The sequence below is a fragment of the Pseudomonas viridiflava genome (genome assembly GCF_003702045.1).
Classification (GTDB): domain Bacteria; phylum Pseudomonadota; class Gammaproteobacteria; order Pseudomonadales; family Pseudomonadaceae; genus Aquipseudomonas; species Aquipseudomonas viridiflava_C.
In genome coordinates, this window is the sequence record NZ_RBTP01000028.1 from 62,926 (window position 1) to 79,038 (window position 16,113).

At 60.9% G+C, this 16,113-nt stretch carries 13 protein-coding genes; 8 read left to right on the forward strand and 5 right to left on the reverse strand.

What is annotated here, in order from left to right:
* Window positions 1-6 precede the first annotated feature (6 nt).
* Window positions 7-1,941 (reverse strand): DUF294 nucleotidyltransferase-like domain-containing protein, encoded by a 1,935-nt coding sequence (locus tag ALP40_RS09260; protein WP_122208033.1) that lies wholly within the window; start codon window positions 1,939-1,941, stop codon window positions 7-9.
* A gap of 231 nt (window positions 1,942-2,172) precedes the next feature.
* Here ALP40_RS09260 and ALP40_RS09265 point away from each other — a divergent pair, with 231 nt between their 5' ends.
* Window positions 2,173-2,616 carry a response regulator gene (locus ALP40_RS09265; RefSeq protein ID WP_122207988.1) on the forward strand — a complete coding sequence of 148 codons (444 nt, stop codon included), beginning with the start codon at window positions 2,173-2,175 and terminating at the stop codon, window positions 2,614-2,616.
* A gap of 488 nt (window positions 2,617-3,104) precedes the next feature.
* Here ALP40_RS09265 and ALP40_RS09270 read toward each other — a convergent pair whose 3' ends face one another.
* Window positions 3,105-5,282: a malate synthase G gene (locus ALP40_RS09270; RefSeq protein ID WP_122208034.1), complete on the reverse strand. Its 2,178-nt coding sequence runs from the start codon at window positions 5,280-5,282 to the stop codon at window positions 3,105-3,107.
* A 318-nt stretch (window positions 5,283-5,600) separates the two neighbouring features.
* Between ALP40_RS09270 and ALP40_RS09275 the strand changes: the two genes are divergently transcribed.
* Entirely contained in the window at window positions 5,601-6,119 is a 519-nt protein-coding gene (locus ALP40_RS09275; RefSeq protein ID WP_122208035.1) for a glycine cleavage system protein R, read from the forward strand.
* A gap of 220 nt (window positions 6,120-6,339) precedes the next feature.
* Here ALP40_RS09275 and rarD read toward each other — a convergent pair whose 3' ends face one another.
* Together rarD and ALP40_RS09285 are read right to left on the reverse strand one after the other, a co-directional pair.
* Window positions 6,340-7,227 (reverse strand): EamA family transporter RarD, encoded by an 888-nt coding sequence (gene rarD / locus ALP40_RS09280; RefSeq protein ID WP_122207989.1) that lies wholly within the window; start codon window positions 7,225-7,227, stop codon window positions 6,340-6,342.
* Between the two features lie 158 nt (window positions 7,228-7,385).
* Entirely contained in the window at window positions 7,386-8,360 is a 975-nt protein-coding gene (locus ALP40_RS09285; protein ID WP_122207990.1) for a serine/threonine protein kinase, read from the reverse strand.
* A 196-nt stretch (window positions 8,361-8,556) separates the two neighbouring features.
* Between ALP40_RS09285 and ALP40_RS09290 the strand changes: the two genes are divergently transcribed.
* The 6 genes from ALP40_RS09290 to ALP40_RS09315 are packed head-to-tail and all read left to right on the forward strand — an operon-like array spanning window position 8,557 to window position 14,107.
* On the forward strand, window positions 8,557-9,576 hold the full coding sequence (locus ALP40_RS09290; RefSeq protein WP_122207991.1) for a substrate-binding domain-containing protein: 1,020 nt from the start codon (window positions 8,557-8,559) through the stop codon (window positions 9,574-9,576).
* Window positions 9,560-10,561 carry an ABC transporter substrate-binding protein gene (locus tag ALP40_RS09295; RefSeq protein ID WP_122207992.1) on the forward strand — a complete coding sequence of 334 codons (1,002 nt, stop codon included), beginning with the start codon at window positions 9,560-9,562 and terminating at the stop codon, window positions 10,559-10,561. The genes ALP40_RS09290 and ALP40_RS09295 overlap by 17 nt, the downstream gene beginning before the upstream one ends.
* Window positions 10,561-11,430, forward strand: coding sequence for an iron ABC transporter permease (locus ALP40_RS09300; protein WP_122207993.1), 870 nt, complete (start codon window positions 10,561-10,563; stop codon window positions 11,428-11,430). Before ALP40_RS09295 ends, ALP40_RS09300 begins: the two co-directional genes overlap by 1 nt.
* Entirely contained in the window at window positions 11,427-12,221 is a 795-nt protein-coding gene (locus ALP40_RS09305) for an ABC transporter permease (protein WP_122207994.1), read from the forward strand. Before ALP40_RS09300 ends, ALP40_RS09305 begins: the two co-directional genes overlap by 4 nt.
* Entirely contained in the window at window positions 12,218-13,249 is a 1,032-nt protein-coding gene (locus ALP40_RS09310; RefSeq protein ID WP_122207995.1) for an ABC transporter ATP-binding protein, read from the forward strand. The genes ALP40_RS09305 and ALP40_RS09310 overlap by 4 nt, the downstream gene beginning before the upstream one ends.
* A 24-nt stretch (window positions 13,250-13,273) precedes the next feature.
* Window positions 13,274-14,107 carry a phosphodiesterase gene (locus tag ALP40_RS09315; protein ID WP_122207996.1) on the forward strand — a complete coding sequence of 278 codons (834 nt, stop codon included), beginning with the start codon at window positions 13,274-13,276 and terminating at the stop codon, window positions 14,105-14,107.
* Window positions 14,108-14,175: 68 nt separating this feature from the next.
* Here the strand turns inward: ALP40_RS09315 and ALP40_RS09320 are convergent, their stop codons facing one another.
* On the reverse strand, window positions 14,176-16,077 hold the full coding sequence (locus ALP40_RS09320; RefSeq protein WP_122208036.1) for a PhoX family phosphatase: 1,902 nt from the start codon (window positions 16,075-16,077) through the stop codon (window positions 14,176-14,178).
* Window positions 16,078-16,113 lie beyond the last annotated feature (36 nt).

Here is a 16,113-nt window from a genome sequence, read left to right on the forward strand (position 1 = left end):
CAATATTCACAGTTGGTAACGCAATGTCAGGCTGGTTTGCAGACGCTGCGCCTGACGGAAAGACTCTCGCAGAATGCGCCGGTCCAGATGATTGAGGGTGTCCGGGTCGATGCGGTTGGAATACGCAAGGTTTTGGCGGCTCTGCAACTGATGCTGCTGCATGCGCGTCTGCTGGATGAAGTGATAGCCCTCTTCGTAGGCGGCACCGTCCAGCGGATCGATGACCTCGCGTTCGACCAGTTGCCGCAGGCGCTCCAGCGTATTATTGGCACCGATGCCGTTGGCCAGTGCCAGCACGCGTGCGCCATCCACGAACGGCGTCAGCCCTTCGGTTTTGAGGTCCAGCGTGTCTTTCTCGCTGCCCTTGCGGGCCAGTACGAAATCCTTGAAACGACCCACCGGCGGGCGCTGGCGCAGGGCATTCTCGGCCATCATGCGCTGGAACAGACGGTTGCCCGCGACCTGATCGAGAATGCCACGGCGCAGTTGCTCACAGCCGCTTTCATCGCCCCAGACCACGCGCAGGTCGAAGTAGATGCTGGAGGCCAGCAGGTTTTCCGGTGTGGCCTCGCGAATGAAGGCTGCAAAGCGCCGAGACCACTCGCCGCGTGACAGACACAATTCCGGGTTGCTGGCCATGATGTTGCCTTTGCAGAGCGTGAAACCGCACTGCGCCAGGCTCTGGTTGATGCGCTCGGCGATCGGCAGCAGCAGGGCACGAATGCGTTCGGCATCGGCTGCGTCGGCGGCTTCGAACAGAATGCCGTTGTCCTGATCGGTGTGCAGCGTCTGCTCGCGTCGGCCCTCGCTGCCGAAGCACAGCCAGCTGAACGGCACGCCGGGGTCGCCTTTTTCTTCCAGTGTCAGCTCGATCACTCGGCAGACGGTGTGATCGTTGAGCAACGTAATGATCTGCGTAATCTGGGTCGAAGACGCGCCGTGGGCCAGCATGCGGTCGACCAATTGGACGATATCGCCACGCAGTCCCGTCAATGCTTCAATACGCGGCGCGTTACGGATGGTGCGCGCCAAATGCACCAGGTCGACGCGTTGCAGGGAAAACAGGTCCCGCTCGGACACCACGCCGCACAGCCGTCCGTCCTTGACCAGACACACATGGGCAATGTGTCGCCCGGTCATGGCGATTGCCGCATCGAACGCGCTGGCGTCCGGGCTTAGGTGAAACGGCGCGCGGCTCATGCTGTGGCGAATCTCGGCGCCAAAATCGGTGCTCACGTCCGCGACCGCCTCGCGCAGGTCACGCAGGGTGAAAATCCCCAGCGGTGCCTGATGCTCATCAACGATCACGATACTGCCCACTTGCTGCTCGTGCATGAGTTTGACGGCCTCACGCATGGGCATGTCGGGACCGCACATCACAGGATGACGCATGGCCAGTTCACCCAGTCGGGTGTTCAGGGAATATTGGGTGCCCAGGGTTTCGGCAGCGCGCTGCTGAACCTGTTGATTGACCTGATCCAGCAGGCTGCTCACCCCCCGCAAGGCGAAATCGCGGAAGGTGGTGGAGAGGGCGAACAATTTGATGAACGCCTGCTTGTTTAATTGCAGGCAGAAGGTATCTTCGGCGGCCAGATGCTCGGTGCGGGTGGCACGCTCGCCCAGTAACGCGGCCAACGGAAAGCACTCGCCGGTGGTGATTTCAAACGTCGTTTCATTGCCGCCTTTGGCAGAGTGAGGGCGTTCACCTACCACTCGACCTTGTTTGACGATATAAAAGTGTTCTACTGGCCCATCGCCGGGCTTGATGATGCTCTCATCGGCAGCGTAAAACCTGAGTTGGCATTGTTCGACCAGGTACGCCAGATGAGCGTTTTCCATCTGGTTGAAAGGCGGGAATCGTTGCAGGAACTGCATGGTGCCGTGGATGTTTTGCAGCACGGCTGTCTTGCCTGCCTGGGCGAAAGCGTCTGCTTTACTCATGAGCTGTTCCGCGTTTTTGTTATTGAGGCTCATGGTCGGCCGCTTGCGGCACAGTGCCCATTGGACGTAAGTCTTACGACTGTGCTGAACGCAATAGGCGACACTGGTGCCAAAGAAGTGATTGACGAACGCATTGGAGCGCGAACGATCATTGGCCGGGAAGCCGACGAAATGCATTGCAGATCGACCGTGGTCTGCTGTCGGATGAGTTCAGGGAATGATGAGATTGCGATGATTGATCACGACATATTGAGCGACGAAGAGCGCAGAGCCCTCACTGAGGTCATGCTGGAGCCCGACCGCGATGCGCCACAACGGGTCTTGATCGTTGACGACGACAATGACGCGCGCGAGCTGCTGGCCGAAATTCTGAGCCTTAACGACATCAGTTGCATCACTGCGTCCGATGTCGAAGGTGCAATGGAGTTGATCCGGACCCGTGACGCCATTGGCCTGCTGATCACTGACCTGCGCATGGCTCCTTCGGATGGCCTGGACCTGATACGTCAGGTTCGCGAATCCGACCGTGCAGAATTGCCCATCATCATCGTTTCAGGTGATGCGAACGTACGCGATGCCATTGATGCGATGCACCTGAGCGTCGTTGATTTTCTGCTCAAGCCGCTCAATACCAAGCAGTTGGTCAAGCTGATCAGGCGTGAACTGGGGATGTGACAGATGCCTCGATGGCTCTGATACCGCACTGTCTCGCAGCGAACACGGAACGGTGGGAGACCCACTAATCTTCGAACCAGCGCTGTCGCGTGGCAAGCCGCCTCCCACTGAAGAAACTCGGTTTTTGTGGGAGCGGACTTGTCCGCGAATGCAGAGTTTCAGCCACTGCATCTGCGTCGAATGTACCGGCCTTTTCGCGGACAAACGGAACGCCGCACGGTCCGCTTCCACGAAACCGCGTCTCGTCAATGAGTTACAGGTTGTTTGATAGGAGGCGGCTTGCCCGCTATGAAAGATGACGCAATTTCCTGATATACCGCGTCGACTGCATCGCCGGCAAACCGCCTCCCAAGGTCCGGTGTTTGCTGCGCGACAGCGCTACGTCGAAGACGTGGTGGGGCCTCCCACAAAAACAACGTCTACTCAGTAAATTACGGTCGGTGCGTGCGCTGCCAGGGCCTGGGCCCTGGCGCGCTTTGCTTGCGGCGTTACTGAGGGTTTTTAGCCTTGAACTCGCGACGGCGGCGATGCAACACCGGCTCGGTGTAGCCGTTCGGCTGGCGTACGCCCTCGATCACCAATTCAACCGCCGCCTGGAAGGCGATGTTGCTGTCGAAGTCCGGTGCCAACGGGCGATACAGCGGGTCATCTGCGTTCTGGCGATCCACCACCGGGGCCATGCGTTTCAGGCTTTCCAGCACTTGCGCTTCGGTGACCACGCCGTGGCGCAGCCAGTTGGCCATGTGCTGGCTGGAGATACGCAGCGTCGCACGGTCTTCCATCAAGCCGATGTCGTTGATATCCGGCACCTTGGAACAGCCCACGCCCTGATCGATCCAGCGCACCACGTAACCCAGAATGCCCTGTGCGTTGTTGTCCAGTTCGTTCTGGATCTCTTCTGGCGTCCAGTCGGTAGTCGGCGCCAGAGGAATGGTCAGGATGTCGTCGACCGACGCTGGCTCGCGCTGAGCCAGTTCGGCCTGACGGGCGAACACATCGACCTTGTGATAATGCAGCGCATGTAACGCAGCGGCCGTCGGCGAAGGCACCCACGCCGTGTTGGCTCCGGCCATTGGGTGAGCGATTTTCTGCTCCAGCATCGCTGCCATCAAATCCGGCATCGCCCACATGCCCTTGCCGATCTGCGCCTTGCCCTGCAGACCGCATTTCAGGCCGATATCGACGTTGGAGTTCTCGTACGCCGCAATCCACTTTTCGGCCTTCATCTGCGCCTTGCGCACCACCGGACCGGCTTCCATTGAGGTGTGAATCTCGTCACCCGTGCGGTCCAGGAAGCCGGTGTTGATGAACACCACCCGCTCGCTGGCGGCCTTGATGCAGGCCTTGAGGTTCACCGTGGTACGGCGTTCCTCGTCCATGATCCCGACTTTCAAGGTGTTGCGCGGCAGGCCAAGCACGTGCTCGATACGGCCGAACAGCTCGTGGGTGAACGCCGCTTCTTCCGGGCCGTGCATTTTCGGTTTGACGATGTACATCGAGCCACGACGGCTGTTGCTGCGCGTGGTGTTGCCATTGAGGTTGTGGAGCGCCGCAAGGCTGGTCAGCAGGCCGTCGAGAATGCCTTCCGGCAACTCATTGCCATGCTTGTCGAGAATCGCATCGATGGTCATCAAGTGACCGACGTTGCGGATGAACAGCAACGACCGACCGTGCAACGTGACCTCGCCGCCCGCAGGTGTGGTGTAGACCCGGTCCGGGTTCATGACGCGAGTGAAGGTTTCGCCGCCCTTGGTGACCGATTCGGCCAGGTCACCTTTCATCAGGCCCAGCCAGTTGCGGTACACAACCACCTTGTCGTCCGCATCGACGGCGGCGATGGAATCCTCGCAGTCCATGATGGTGGTCAGCGCGGCTTCCATGAGGATGTCTTTGACACCTGCGGGGTCTGTCTGGCCCACCGGGCTGGATGCATCGATCTGGATTTCGAAATGCAGGCCGTTGTGTTCGAGCAGCACGGCAATCGGTGCCGAGGCATCGCCCTGAAAGCCGATCAGTTGAGAGTCGTTTCGAAGCCCCGTGTTGCTGCCACCCTTGAGGCTGATCACCAGCTTGCCGTCGATCAGTTTATAAGCGGTCGAATCGACGTGTGAGCCCGCAGCCAAGGGCGCGGCCTGGTCGAGGAAGGCGCGGGCGAAGGCGATGACCTTGTCGCCGCGCACCTTGTTATAGCCCTTGCCTTTCTCGGCACCGCCCGCTTCGCTGATGGCATCGGTGCCGTAGAGCGCGTCATACAGCGAGCCCCAGCGGGCATTGGACGCATTGAGCGCAAAGCGCGCGTTCATCACGGGCACGACCAGTTGCGGGCCTGCCATCGTGGCGATTTCTTCGTCGACGTTTTGCGTCGTGATCTCAAAGTCCGCCGCTTCTGGCAGCAGATAACCGATTTCCCGAAGGAATGCCTTGTAAGCCGAGGCGTCGTGGGCTTGTCCGGCATGGGACTGATGCCATGCATCGATTTTTGCCTGCAAGTCGTCGCGTTTATCGAGCAGAGCCCTGTTTTTAGGCGCGAGGTCGTGGATCAATGGGTCCGTACCGGCCCAGAACGCAGTGGCGTCAATGCCAGTTCCGGGGATGGCTTCGTTCTGCACGAAGTCGAACAGGACTTTGGCGACCCGCAGGTCACCGACTTGAACGTACTCAGTCATTGCACTTGCCTCAATCTGCTCAGCAGGGTCCAGGTCGAGCTCACTCAAGGATCGCTCTGTTATTGATTCTGTTTTTATGTAGTGCGCGCTGCAAAATACTACATGAGCCGCTTTGTTGTGAAAATGTTGGCGAATATGTCATTAAAACGACCGGATTCCGTTATTCAGTCACGCTTGAATCGGGCTGTGCTCAAAATCCAGTCCGGATTGTTCCACAGGACGTGCTGAACGGTACACGATTTGCCTTGTAAGGTGCGCTGCGCAACCCTGCCTATACTCATCCAACCCTTGCATTGTGAACAAGAAGAGGAATTGACCGTGGATCATCTCGTCGTAACGCTGGTTGCCCCTGACAAGCCTGGACTGGTCGAACGTATCGCCCAATGCATCGCCGAGCAGGGTGGTAACTGGCTGGAGAGCCGCATGTCACGCATGGCCGGACAGTTCGCGGGCATTCTGAAGGTGGGCGTGGAACCTGAAAAGTACGACGACCTGATTGCCGCGCTTAACGCACTTTCAGCGCATGGCATTCGCATGCTGCTGGCCGAAAGTGTGGTCGAGACCGCAGGCGAAACCCGCCCCATCAGCATGGAGCTGGTCGGCAACGACCGCGCCGGGATCGTGCGTGACATCACCCGGCTGCTGGCCGGGCAGGGCGTTAACGTCGAACGCCTGATCACCGATGTATCGCCTGCGCCAATGAGCAGTGAACTGCTGTTTCACGCCCAGGCGCTACTGGGCGTTCCCGTGAACCTGTCGCTGGACGAGTTGCAGGCGCAGCTGGAAACGCTGGCCGATGACTTGATGGTGGAGTTGGTGTTCAAGTCAGAGCGTTGACCGCCCAGGCTTATCCACGCTTATCCTGCACCTGCCTGTGGATAAGCTGGGGGAATCACGCTACACGCCATGACCGGCGTGGCTTGGCGCGGGCTGATCAAAAAACCAACAGTTTCAACGGCTTGTTCACAAATAAGGTGAGCCTGCCTGTGGATAACCGTTGGAGAACCCGTTGCAGGCCACGCAGAATGTGGCCTGCAACGGGTTGTATGTTTTTTGATCAGCTGCGGCGACGCAAACTCAGCCACGCATCGATGCTGTAAATCGCCAATCCCGCCCAGATGCAGGCGAAGGTGACGATGGTGCTGGCATTCAGGTGCTCATCGTAAAGCAGCACGGCCAGCAGCAGGACGATCGTCGGCGCCAGATACTGGAGAAAACCCAGTGTGGTGTAGGGCAGGTGACGGGCTGCGGCGTTGAAGCACACCAGCGGAATCAGCGTCACCGGGCCTGCCGCTGCCAGCCAGATGGCTTGGGTGGTGGTCCAGAACTCAGCCTGTGCGCTGAGTGCGGTGGGGTTGAGCGCAAGCCAGATCAGCGCCAGCGGCACCAGCATCCAGGTTTCCACCACCAGCCCGGGCAGGGCCGCGACCGGGGCTTTCTTGCGGATCAGCCCGTAGAAGCCGAAGGTCAGGGGCAGCAACAGCGAAACCCACGGTAGATTGCCGACCTGCCAGACCTGCTGCGCCACCCCGGCGGCCGCAAACCCCACCGCCAGCCATTGCAAACGCCTCAGTCGCTCGCCCAGCAGCACCATGCCGAGCAGCACGTTGACCAGCGGGTTGATGTAATACCCCAGGCTGGCTTCGACCATGCGCCCGTTGTTCACCGCCCAGACATACACGATCCAGTTGGCGGCGATCAGCGATCCGCTTAAAGCCAGCACGGCAAGCCGTTTCGGGTTGTCCCTCAGTTCGCGCCACCAGCCGGGGTGCTTCCATAACATCAGCACGATCGAGCCGAACAGCGCCGACCACAGCACCCGATGGATGATGATCTCGATGGCCGGTACGGCTGCGATAGCTTTGAAATAGAGGGGGAACAGGCCCCAGATGGTGTAAGCACTCAGACCGAGAATGTATCCGCGGCGCGGATTGGCAGCTTGCATGGGTCGTCCCTTAAAAGCAGGTTTTTATAAGTGTCTGATTGTGCCTAACGCTCCGCGTAGGCATGCATCCCATGACGCTCTGCGTCATATTCGAGGGCGGACGCGGAGCGTCCTGGGCGGCGTTACCACGCAGGAGCGTGGGAACGATCATAGGGTGCTCAAAACAGCTTCAACGGCTCCTCGTTCAACGCCGACATCTGCTCGCGAAGCGCCAGGATCTGGTCGCCCCAGTACCGTTCGGTGCCAAACCAGGGGAAGCTGTGCGGGAATGCCGGGTCATCCCAACGGCGCGCCAGCCAGGCGCTGTAATGCATCAGGCGCAGGGCGCGCAGCGGTTCGATCAGCGCCAGTTCGCGTGGATCGAAATCGTGGAATTCGTTGTAGCCGTCCATCAACTCTGACAACTGACCAAGACGTTCCTGACGGTCGCCGGCCAGCATCATCCAGATGTCCTGCACGGCGGGCCCCATCCGGCAGTCATCCAGGTCGACGATGTGGAACACCTCGTCGCGGCACATCATGTTGCCGGGGTGGCAGTCGCCGTGCATGCGGATGTTGGTGTGCGGCGTTGCGGCATAGACATCCTCGACACGCTTGAGCAGGTCCCGGGCAACGGACTCGTACGCCGGCAGCAGGCTGCGCGGGATGCAATCGTTTTCCAGCAAATAGTTGACTGAATCCTGGCCGAAGTTTTTCACACCCAATGCTTCACGGTGCGCAAACGGCTTGGTCGCCCCGACGGCATGAATGCGCCCCAGCAACTGACCCAGACGGTACAGCTGATCGAGATTGCCTGGCTCTGGCGCGCGCCCGCCGCGGCGGGGAAACAGCGTGAAGCGAAAGCCTGCGTGTTCGAACAGGGTTTCGCCGTTGTGCACCATAGGCGCAACCACAGGCACTTCGACCGTGGTCAGCTCTTGGGTGAAACTGTGTTCTTCGAGGATCGCCTCGTTGGTCCAGCGGTGCGGGCGGTAAAACTTGGCAATCAGCGGCTGGCCGTCTTCGATACCGACCTGATACACCCGGTTTTCATAACTGTTGAGCGCCAGAATGCGCGCGTCGCTGAGAAAACCGATGCTTTCGACGGCGTCGAGGACCAGGTCGGGAGTAAGTGTTGCGAACGGATGAGCCATGACTACTCCTGCGCGCAGCAGGTTGCCGCGTCGGACCGCTGATGTTAACGCAGACCGGTCCCGGTTCGCCAAACCCCTGCCGTTTAATCTGCTTAAACGCACTGATTGTCACTGAACGGTCATCGACCGTACCCCGTTCGGCAATGTTCACTCGATAAAGTCGCCGCCAATGAGATCGATCTCAAAGAGGGCGACGATGACAGATTTGAAAGCGGTTGCGCGGTTGGCAGGGGTTTCCCGGGCTACGGCTGCACGTGCCTTCGCGACGCCTGACGTGGTGCGGTTCGAAACCCGAGAAAGGGTGTTCGTTGCAGCACGCGAACTGGGCTTTCGTCCGAACCGCCTGGGCCGCCAACTGCGGTTGCAAACCACCAACCTGATCGGCGTGGTCGTCCCCAATCTGCACAATCCGATATTCGCAGAACAGTTTCAGGCGATGGAAAGCGCGGCTCGCCAACGTGGGTACAACTTGCTGCTGGTCACCACCAATTACGCCATCGAGCGCGAAAGCGATGTGGTGGAAGAGCTGTTGCGCCAACGGGTCGACGGGTTGGTGCTGACGGTCACCGACGCGGAGCACAATCAGGTTCTGGAAGGGCTGATCAACGAAGACACGCCTTTCGTGCTCGCTTACCACCAGACCGACAACCCTGAGTACAGCGCCGTCTCGGTGGACAACCGGGCAGGCATGGCGCTGGCAACCCGACATTTGATCGAACTGGGGCACCGACGCATCGCAATGGTGGCAGGTCCGGCCATGCAGTCCGACCGCGCCCGCCTGCGTTACGCCGGGTATTGCGACGCGATGACCGAGCATGCACTTGAGGTGCAGCCGGTGCTTGAGATGCCGGCGCATACCGCGGCCGACTTCGCAGCGTTCGGGCCACTGCTGAGTTCATCGCAAGCACCTTCTGCACTGGTCTGCTCCAACGACCTGCTCGCCATTAGCGTGATTGCCGAGTTGCGCCGTAATGGCCTGGACGTGCCTGGGCGCATTTCCGTCATGGGCTTCGATGGCATCGCCCTCGGCACCCAGATGCACCCGACCCTGTGCACGGTCGTTCAGCCGATTGCCGAGCTGGCGCACACCTTAATCGACCAGTTGCTGGCGCAGATCGTCGGGTCTGCGCCGGTTTCCCATTGCCTGCCGTGCCATATCCGGCCCGGCGAAAGTATCCAGTCCTATCAGGAGACGCTTCATGCTCAGCCTCAGTAAAACCCTCGCGGCGCTGGTGTTGTGTGGCGCGGCGAGCCTCGCCCAGGCCGCTGAAACCGCGATCTGCTACAACTGCCCGCCCGAGTGGGCGGATTGGGGGTCGCAGCTCAAGGCGATTGCCGACAGCACGGGCGTGCAGGTGCCGCTGGACAACAAGAATTCCGGACAGGCGCTGGCACAGATCGTCGCCGAACAGGCCGCTCCGGTCGCCGACGTGGTGTATTACGGTGTGACGTTCGGCTTGCAGGCGCAGAAGGCCAGGGTGGTCGACACCTACAAGCCCAAGCACTGGGATGACATACCCGCAGGCCTGAAAGACCCGGCCGGGCATTGGTTCGCCATTCACTCCGGGACCTTGGGCATCATGGTCAATGTCGATGCCTTGGGCGGCCTGCCGGTGCCCCAGAGCTGGGCGGATCTGCTCAAGCCTGAGTACAAGGGCATGGTCGGCTACCTCGATCCATCCAGTGCATTTGTCGGTTACGTTTCGGCGGTTGCGATCAACCAGGCAATGGGCGGCACGCTGGACAACTTCGCGCCTGCCATCGACTACTTCCAGAAACTTGCGAAAAACTCACCCATCGTGCCCAAGCAAACGGCCTATGCCCGTGTGCTGTCCGGTGAACTGCCGATTCTGGTGGACTACGATTTCAACGCCTACCGCGCCCGGTACAAGGACAAGGCCAACGTTGCGTTCGTGATTCCCAAGGAAGGCACCATCGGCGTGCCGTACGTGATGAGTCTGGTCGCCAACGCGCCACATCGCGCCAATGCTGAGAAGGTGCTGGACTTCGTGCTGTCCGACGAAGGTCAGGCGCTGTGGGCCAAGGCCTATCTGCGGCCGGTACGCTCGACCATGCCCGCCGACGTGGCCGCGCAGTTCCTGCCGGACAGCGACTATGCCCGTGCCGGTGTGGTGGATTACCAGCACATGGCGGCGGTGCAGGAAGCCTTCGCGGCCCGTTACCTGCGTGAGGTGAAGTAATGACGGCCTCGCTGGAGCAAACCGTTACCCGGCGGTCCGGCGCAATGCCCAGGCTGCGCCTGCGCCCGACCGCTGCTGTGGCGCTGGCCCCGGCGATGGCGGTGCTGGTTGCTTTCTGGCTGCTGCCGCTGACGCACCTGATCGTGCTCGGTGCGCAGGGCAACGACGTCGATGGCAGCGGTTACTGGCAGGTGCTGAGCAGTGCCCAGTACATGGGCAGTCTGGCGCAGACGTGCGTGCTGGCGGCGGTAACGACGCTGGCAGCCCTATTGGTTGGCGGCATCAGCGGCGTGTTTCTTGCCCGCAATCACTTCTTCGGACGCTCGGCGCTGGTTGCGCTGCTGACGTTCCCTTTGGCATTCCCCGGCGTCGTGGTCGGATTTTTGGTGATTCTGCTGGCCGGTCGGCAGGGCATCTTCGCTGCGCTCGGCCTGGAACTGGCGGGTGAGCGCTGGATTTTTGCCTATTCGCTGACCGGGCTGTTTATCGGTTACCTGTACTTCTCGATTCCGCGTGTGATTCTCACGGTGATGGCGGCCTGCGAAAGCCTGGACCGCAGCCTGGAAGAGGCCGCGCATTCATTGGGTGCCGGGCACTGGCGCGTGGTGTGCGACGTGATCGTGCCGGGCCTGATGCCTGCGCTGGTGTCCTGCGGGGCAATCTGTTTCGCGACGTCGATGGGTGCATTCGGCACGGCGTTCACCTTGGGCACTCGTCTGAACGTCACGCCCGTGGCGATCTACAACGTGTTCACCAACTACGCCAATTTCACGGTCGCCGCTGCCTTGTCGGTGATTCTGGGGCTGGTGACCTGGGCGGTGCTGTTGGTGGCGCGCCGTCTGGTCAGACACTCAGGGGTTGCCCTGTGAAACGCTCTCCCTTGTTTGCCGCGCAACTGCTGTTCACGCTGTTGGTCTGCGCGTTCATGCTGGTGCCGGTGGTGCTCTCGCTGCTGGCCGGGTTGACCCGCAATTACTTTCAGGGCCTGTCGAGCGGGCTGACCTTCGACTGGCTGGTTCAGGTCTGGCAGGCCTACTCGCCGACGGTCTGGCTGTCGCTGCAACTGGCCGTGGCGTGCGCGCTGTGCGTTTGCCTGATCGGCGTGCCTGCCGCTTACGCACTGGTGCGCATGAACAACCGCTTCAGTCGGGCTTTCGAAGAACTGATGGTTTTGCCGGTCGCCATGCCGGGGCTGGCCAGTGCCTTGGCGCTGCTGCTGACCTACGGGCAATTTGGCCGCTTTCGCGGCAGCTGGCTGTTCATTCTGGTTGGGCATGTGCTGTTCACATTGCCGTTTCTGGTACGTCCGGTGATGGCCGTGATGCAGCGCCAGCAATTGCCGGTGCTTGAAGAGGCCGCCGCCAGCCTCGGCGCAGGACCGATCAAACGGTTCTTCAGCGTGGTGGTGCCCAACTGTCGCGCCGGGATTCTGGCCGGTGTGCTGATGGTGGTCACCTTGTCGCTGGGCGAGTTCAACCTGACCTGGATGCTGCACACGCCGATGACCAAGACCCTGCCGGTCGGGCTGGCCGACAGCTACGCCTCGGCGCGGCTGGAAGTCGCCAGCGCCTACACCCTTCTTTTTCTGTTGCTGATCGTGCCGCTGCTGATTGCGTTGCAGGCCATCAGCGCCCGTCTTGCCCGAGGAGACAGCCGATGAGCGGCACGACCATTCGCCTGAAGGGCTGCCGCAAGGCATTTGCCGACGGCACCGTTGCTGTAAAGGATTTGCACCTGACCATTGAGCCCGGCGAAACGCTGGCCATTCTCGGCCCGTCCGGCTGCGGCAAGACCACCACGCTGCGCCTGATCGCCGGGCTTGAGCGTCCCGATGTCGGCCAGGTGCTGTTCGATGATCAGGACGTCACACGCCTGCCTATCGAACGGCGCGACGTCGGCATGGTGTTCCAGAACTACGCGCTGTTTCCCAATCTGGATGTCGCAGGAAATATCGTTTACGGCCTGAAAATCCGAGGATTGTCGCCGGCCGAACGCAGTAAACGCTGCGATGAGCTGCTGGAGCTGGTGGGCCTGACCGGACACGGCACCCGTCGTATTCATGAATTGTCGGGTGGTCAGCGTCAGCGCGTTGCGCTGGCACGTGCGTTGGCACCGCGTCCTCGGGTCTTGTTGCTCGACGAACCGCTGGCCGCGCTGGATGCGCAACTGCGCGAGCGCTTGCGCAGTGAACTGGATCAACTGTTACGCGGGCTCGGCATCACCTCGGTGTTCGTCACCCACGATCAGGGCGAGGCGATGGCCTTGGGTGACCGGATTCTGGTCATGGAAAAAGGCTGTGTTTCGCAGTTGGCAACGCCGAGGGAAATCTATCAACAGCCTGCCAATGCATTCGTGGCCGGGTTTGTGGGCAACCTGAACGCGTTCAGCGTACTCGGTCGCACCCCCTCCGGGCTCAAGGTCAATGGCGGAGAGCTGCCGTGGCCGAGTGCCGAGGTGCCAGGGGCGGTGTATTGCCGCCCGGAGCATCTGCAATTGACGCCTGAGCGCGGGCACTTGCAGGGGCGTCTGGTCGGTCAGTTTTTCCAGGGGGCGCAGAGTCGGCTGCTGGTGGATGTCGGCGGGGCGCAACCCCTGTTAGTCGACAGCGCCGACAACCTGGTCCATGCGGCAGGCGCGAATCTTGACCTGAGCGTCGATCCGCACAGGCTGTTCACCCTGCATTCGTAAGCCGTTTTCTATCGAGGGATCGTTTTGAACCGTCCGTTTCTCATTGCCCAGATCAGCGACCTGCACCTCAAAGCCGATGGGCGTTTCAGCTATGGCGTGGTCGATACGCTGGGTGCCCTGCGCCGTGCTGTCGACCACATCAATGCCAGCCAACAGCGTCCGGATATCGTGGTCATCAGCGGGGATCTCGTGGATTTTGGCCGTGCCGACGAATACGCCGTGCTCAAGCCGGAACTCGAACGTCTGCACATGCCGTTCTATCTGGTGCCGGGTAACCACGATGACCGTGAGCAGTTGCTTGCGGCCTTTGCCGATCATGTCTACCTGCCGTTGTCGGCGGATGGCCCGCTGGACTGGATCGTGGAGCACCACCCGGTGCGTTTGATCGGGCTGGATTCGACCATTCCGGGCGAGCATGGCGGACAACTGGATTACTGCCAGCTCGACTGGCTTAACGCTCAGTTGTCGCGGCGTCCCGATGCGCCGACAGTGATCATCCTGCACCACCCGCCGTTCCTGTCAGGGATCGGTCACATGGACCGCCAGCCGTTCATCAATGCGCCAGAGCTTGAGCAAGTGATCGCACGCCATCCCCAGGTGGAGCGTTTGCTGTGCGGGCATTTGCACCGGCCGATGCAGCGTCGTTTCGGTGGCAGCCTGACGTGCGTCTGTCCCGGTACTTCACACCAGATCGTGCTCGACCTGGACGAAGCCGCGCCTGCGCATTTCAATCTGGAGCCTGCGGGTTACGTGTTGCATCGCTGGCATCCGCAGCAAGGGCTGCTCAGCCATAACGCCGTGTTCGGGGCGTATGAAGGGCCGTATCCGTTTTATGACGTGAACGGTTTGATTGACTGAGGTTGGCTGTATCGGATCGTCCTGGAAGGCATTCCCACGCGGGCGCGTGGGAATGATCAACGTGAGCATCAGGCGCCGATGACACCGCCGTCCTGACGGGTGATCACCATGACCGACGAGCGCGGTTTGCCGTTGGGCAGGTGCTCGGGGAAGGTGGAGCCGCCGTTTTCGCCGGGGTGCTGAACGCCGATGAACATCGTGCGATAGTCTGGGGCGAAGCTGATGCCGGTAATTTCGCAGCCCACCGGCCCGACCAGAAAGCGGCGAATTTCACCGCTGGCAGGGTCTGCGCAGAGCATCTGGTTGTTGCCCATTCCCGCGAAGTCGCCCTTGTTGCTGGAGTCGCCATCGGTCTGGATCCACAGGCGACCGGCCGCGTCGAAGCTCAGGCCGTCCGGGCTGTTGAACATGTTCTGCGGGTTGATGTTGCTCGACCCACCTTGCGGTGTACCTGGATGTACGGTCGGGTTGCCTGCGACCACAAACAGGTCCCACTCGAACGTCATGGACGATGCATTATCTTTCGTTTCACGCCAGCGCAGGATCTGCCCGTATTGGTTCTTGGCGCGTGGGTTGGGGCCGCCGACCGGCTGACCGTCCTCGCCACGCTTGGCGTTGTTGGTCAGGGTGCAATAGACCTGGCCATCCTTGGGGCTGACCACGATCCATTCCGGGCGGTCCATGCGAGTCGCTTTCACGACGCTGGCCGCCAGGCGTGCGTGGATCAGCACTTCGGCCTGATTGTTGAAACCGTTGGTTGCGTCCAGCCCATTCTTGCCGTGGGTCAACTCGATCCACTGGCCCTTGCCTTTGGGGTGATCCGGGTTGTTGTCGCCACCGTCGAACTGCGCCACGTACAGCGTGCCGTGGTCCAGCATGTTGCGATTGTTCTTGGGGTTGATGCGATCGATCTTGTTGCGGCTGACGAATTTGTAAATGAACTCACCGCGTTCGTCATCGCCCATGTACACCACGGCACGGCCGCCCTTGCTCAAGGTGAAGGCCGCGTTTTCATGCTTGAAACGGCCCAGCGCGGTGCGTTTGACCGGTGTGGAGTCGGGTTCGAATGGATCGATCTCGACCACCCAGCCGTGACGGTTGATCTCGTTGGGGTTCTTGGCGACGTCGAAGCGCGGGTTGTACAGGTGCCAGTTATTATCCCGGCTGGCGACCGTGACGCCGTAGCGCTTCATGCCTGCATCGAAGACCTGATCAGGGTTGGTGCTGCCGAAGCAGTCGGTGAAGTTTTCTTCGCAGGTCAGGTAGGTGCCCCACGGCGTCTTGCCGTTGGCGCAGTTCTGAAAGGTGCCCAGCACGCGGGTGCCGGTTCTGTCGGCTTCGGTCTTGAGCCAGTCATGGCCTGCAGCCGGGCCGCTCACCTTGATGGGCGTGTTGCCGTGAACGCGGCGGTTGTAACGCGAGCCCTGCACGAACTGCCATTTGCCGTTCTTCTGCTGGACTTCGATCACTGAAACGCCTTCTGCGGCCAGTGCCTTGCGCACGTCTTCGGCCGATTGCGGCGTCTGGCCGTGATCGAAGAGGTAGCGATAATTGGTGTACTCGTTGTTAATCGCCATCAATGCCCGGTCCTTGCGGCCACGCATCGGGAATAGGCTCATGCCGTCGTTGTTGTCGCCGAACTGCACTTCCTGTGCACGGGCTGAACCTTTGCCGCTCGGGTCGAACGCCGGGCCGCCTGCCTGCAAGGGCTGGCCCCAGCTGATCAGTACGGAGGCGTTGTAACCGGGCGGCAGGCTGATGCTGTCTGCCGTGGCGGCGGGGATGCTTTCAAAGCCCAGCAGCCTGCGGGAAGCCGTGCTGACGCCTTCGGCCAATGCGCTGCGGGTCAACAGGTTGCCGCCCAGAAACATCGCAGCGCCGCATAAGGCGCCTGCGCTGATGAAGCCACGGCGGGTGAGGCCGACCATGTTCTCCAGGTCGGTGGACTGATTTTCTTCTAATAGTTTCATCATCACGGCTCCCACAAATGTGGTCGCTACCTTAAA

Excerpts from the sequence above, each read along its gene's own strand:
- ALP40_RS09260 (WP_122208033.1), bottom strand. The coding sequence starts at position 1,941 with ATGAGTAAAGCAGACGCTTTCGCCCAGGCAGGCAAGACAGCCGTGCTG.
- ALP40_RS09265 (WP_122207988.1), top strand. The coding sequence starts at position 2,173 with ATGATTGATCACGACATATTGAGCGACGAAGAGCGCAGAGCCCTCACT.
- ALP40_RS09270 (WP_122208034.1), bottom strand. The coding sequence starts at position 5,282 with ATGACTGAGTACGTTCAAGTCGGTGACCTGCGGGTCGCCAAAGTCCTG.
- rarD (WP_122207989.1), bottom strand. The coding sequence starts at position 7,227 with ATGCAAGCTGCCAATCCGCGCCGCGGATACATTCTCGGTCTGAGTGCT.
- ALP40_RS09285 (WP_122207990.1), bottom strand. The coding sequence starts at position 8,360 with ATGGCTCATCCGTTCGCAACACTTACTCCCGACCTGGTCCTCGACGCC.
- ALP40_RS09290 (WP_122207991.1), top strand. The coding sequence starts at position 8,557 with ATGACAGATTTGAAAGCGGTTGCGCGGTTGGCAGGGGTTTCCCGGGCT.
- ALP40_RS09295 (WP_122207992.1), top strand. The coding sequence starts at position 9,560 with ATGCTCAGCCTCAGTAAAACCCTCGCGGCGCTGGTGTTGTGTGGCGCG.
- ALP40_RS09300 (WP_122207993.1), top strand. The coding sequence starts at position 10,561 with ATGACGGCCTCGCTGGAGCAAACCGTTACCCGGCGGTCCGGCGCAATG.
- ALP40_RS09310 (WP_122207995.1), top strand. The coding sequence starts at position 12,218 with ATGAGCGGCACGACCATTCGCCTGAAGGGCTGCCGCAAGGCATTTGCC.
- ALP40_RS09320 (WP_122208036.1), bottom strand. The coding sequence starts at position 16,077 with ATGAAACTATTAGAAGAAAATCAGTCCACCGACCTGGAGAACATGGTC.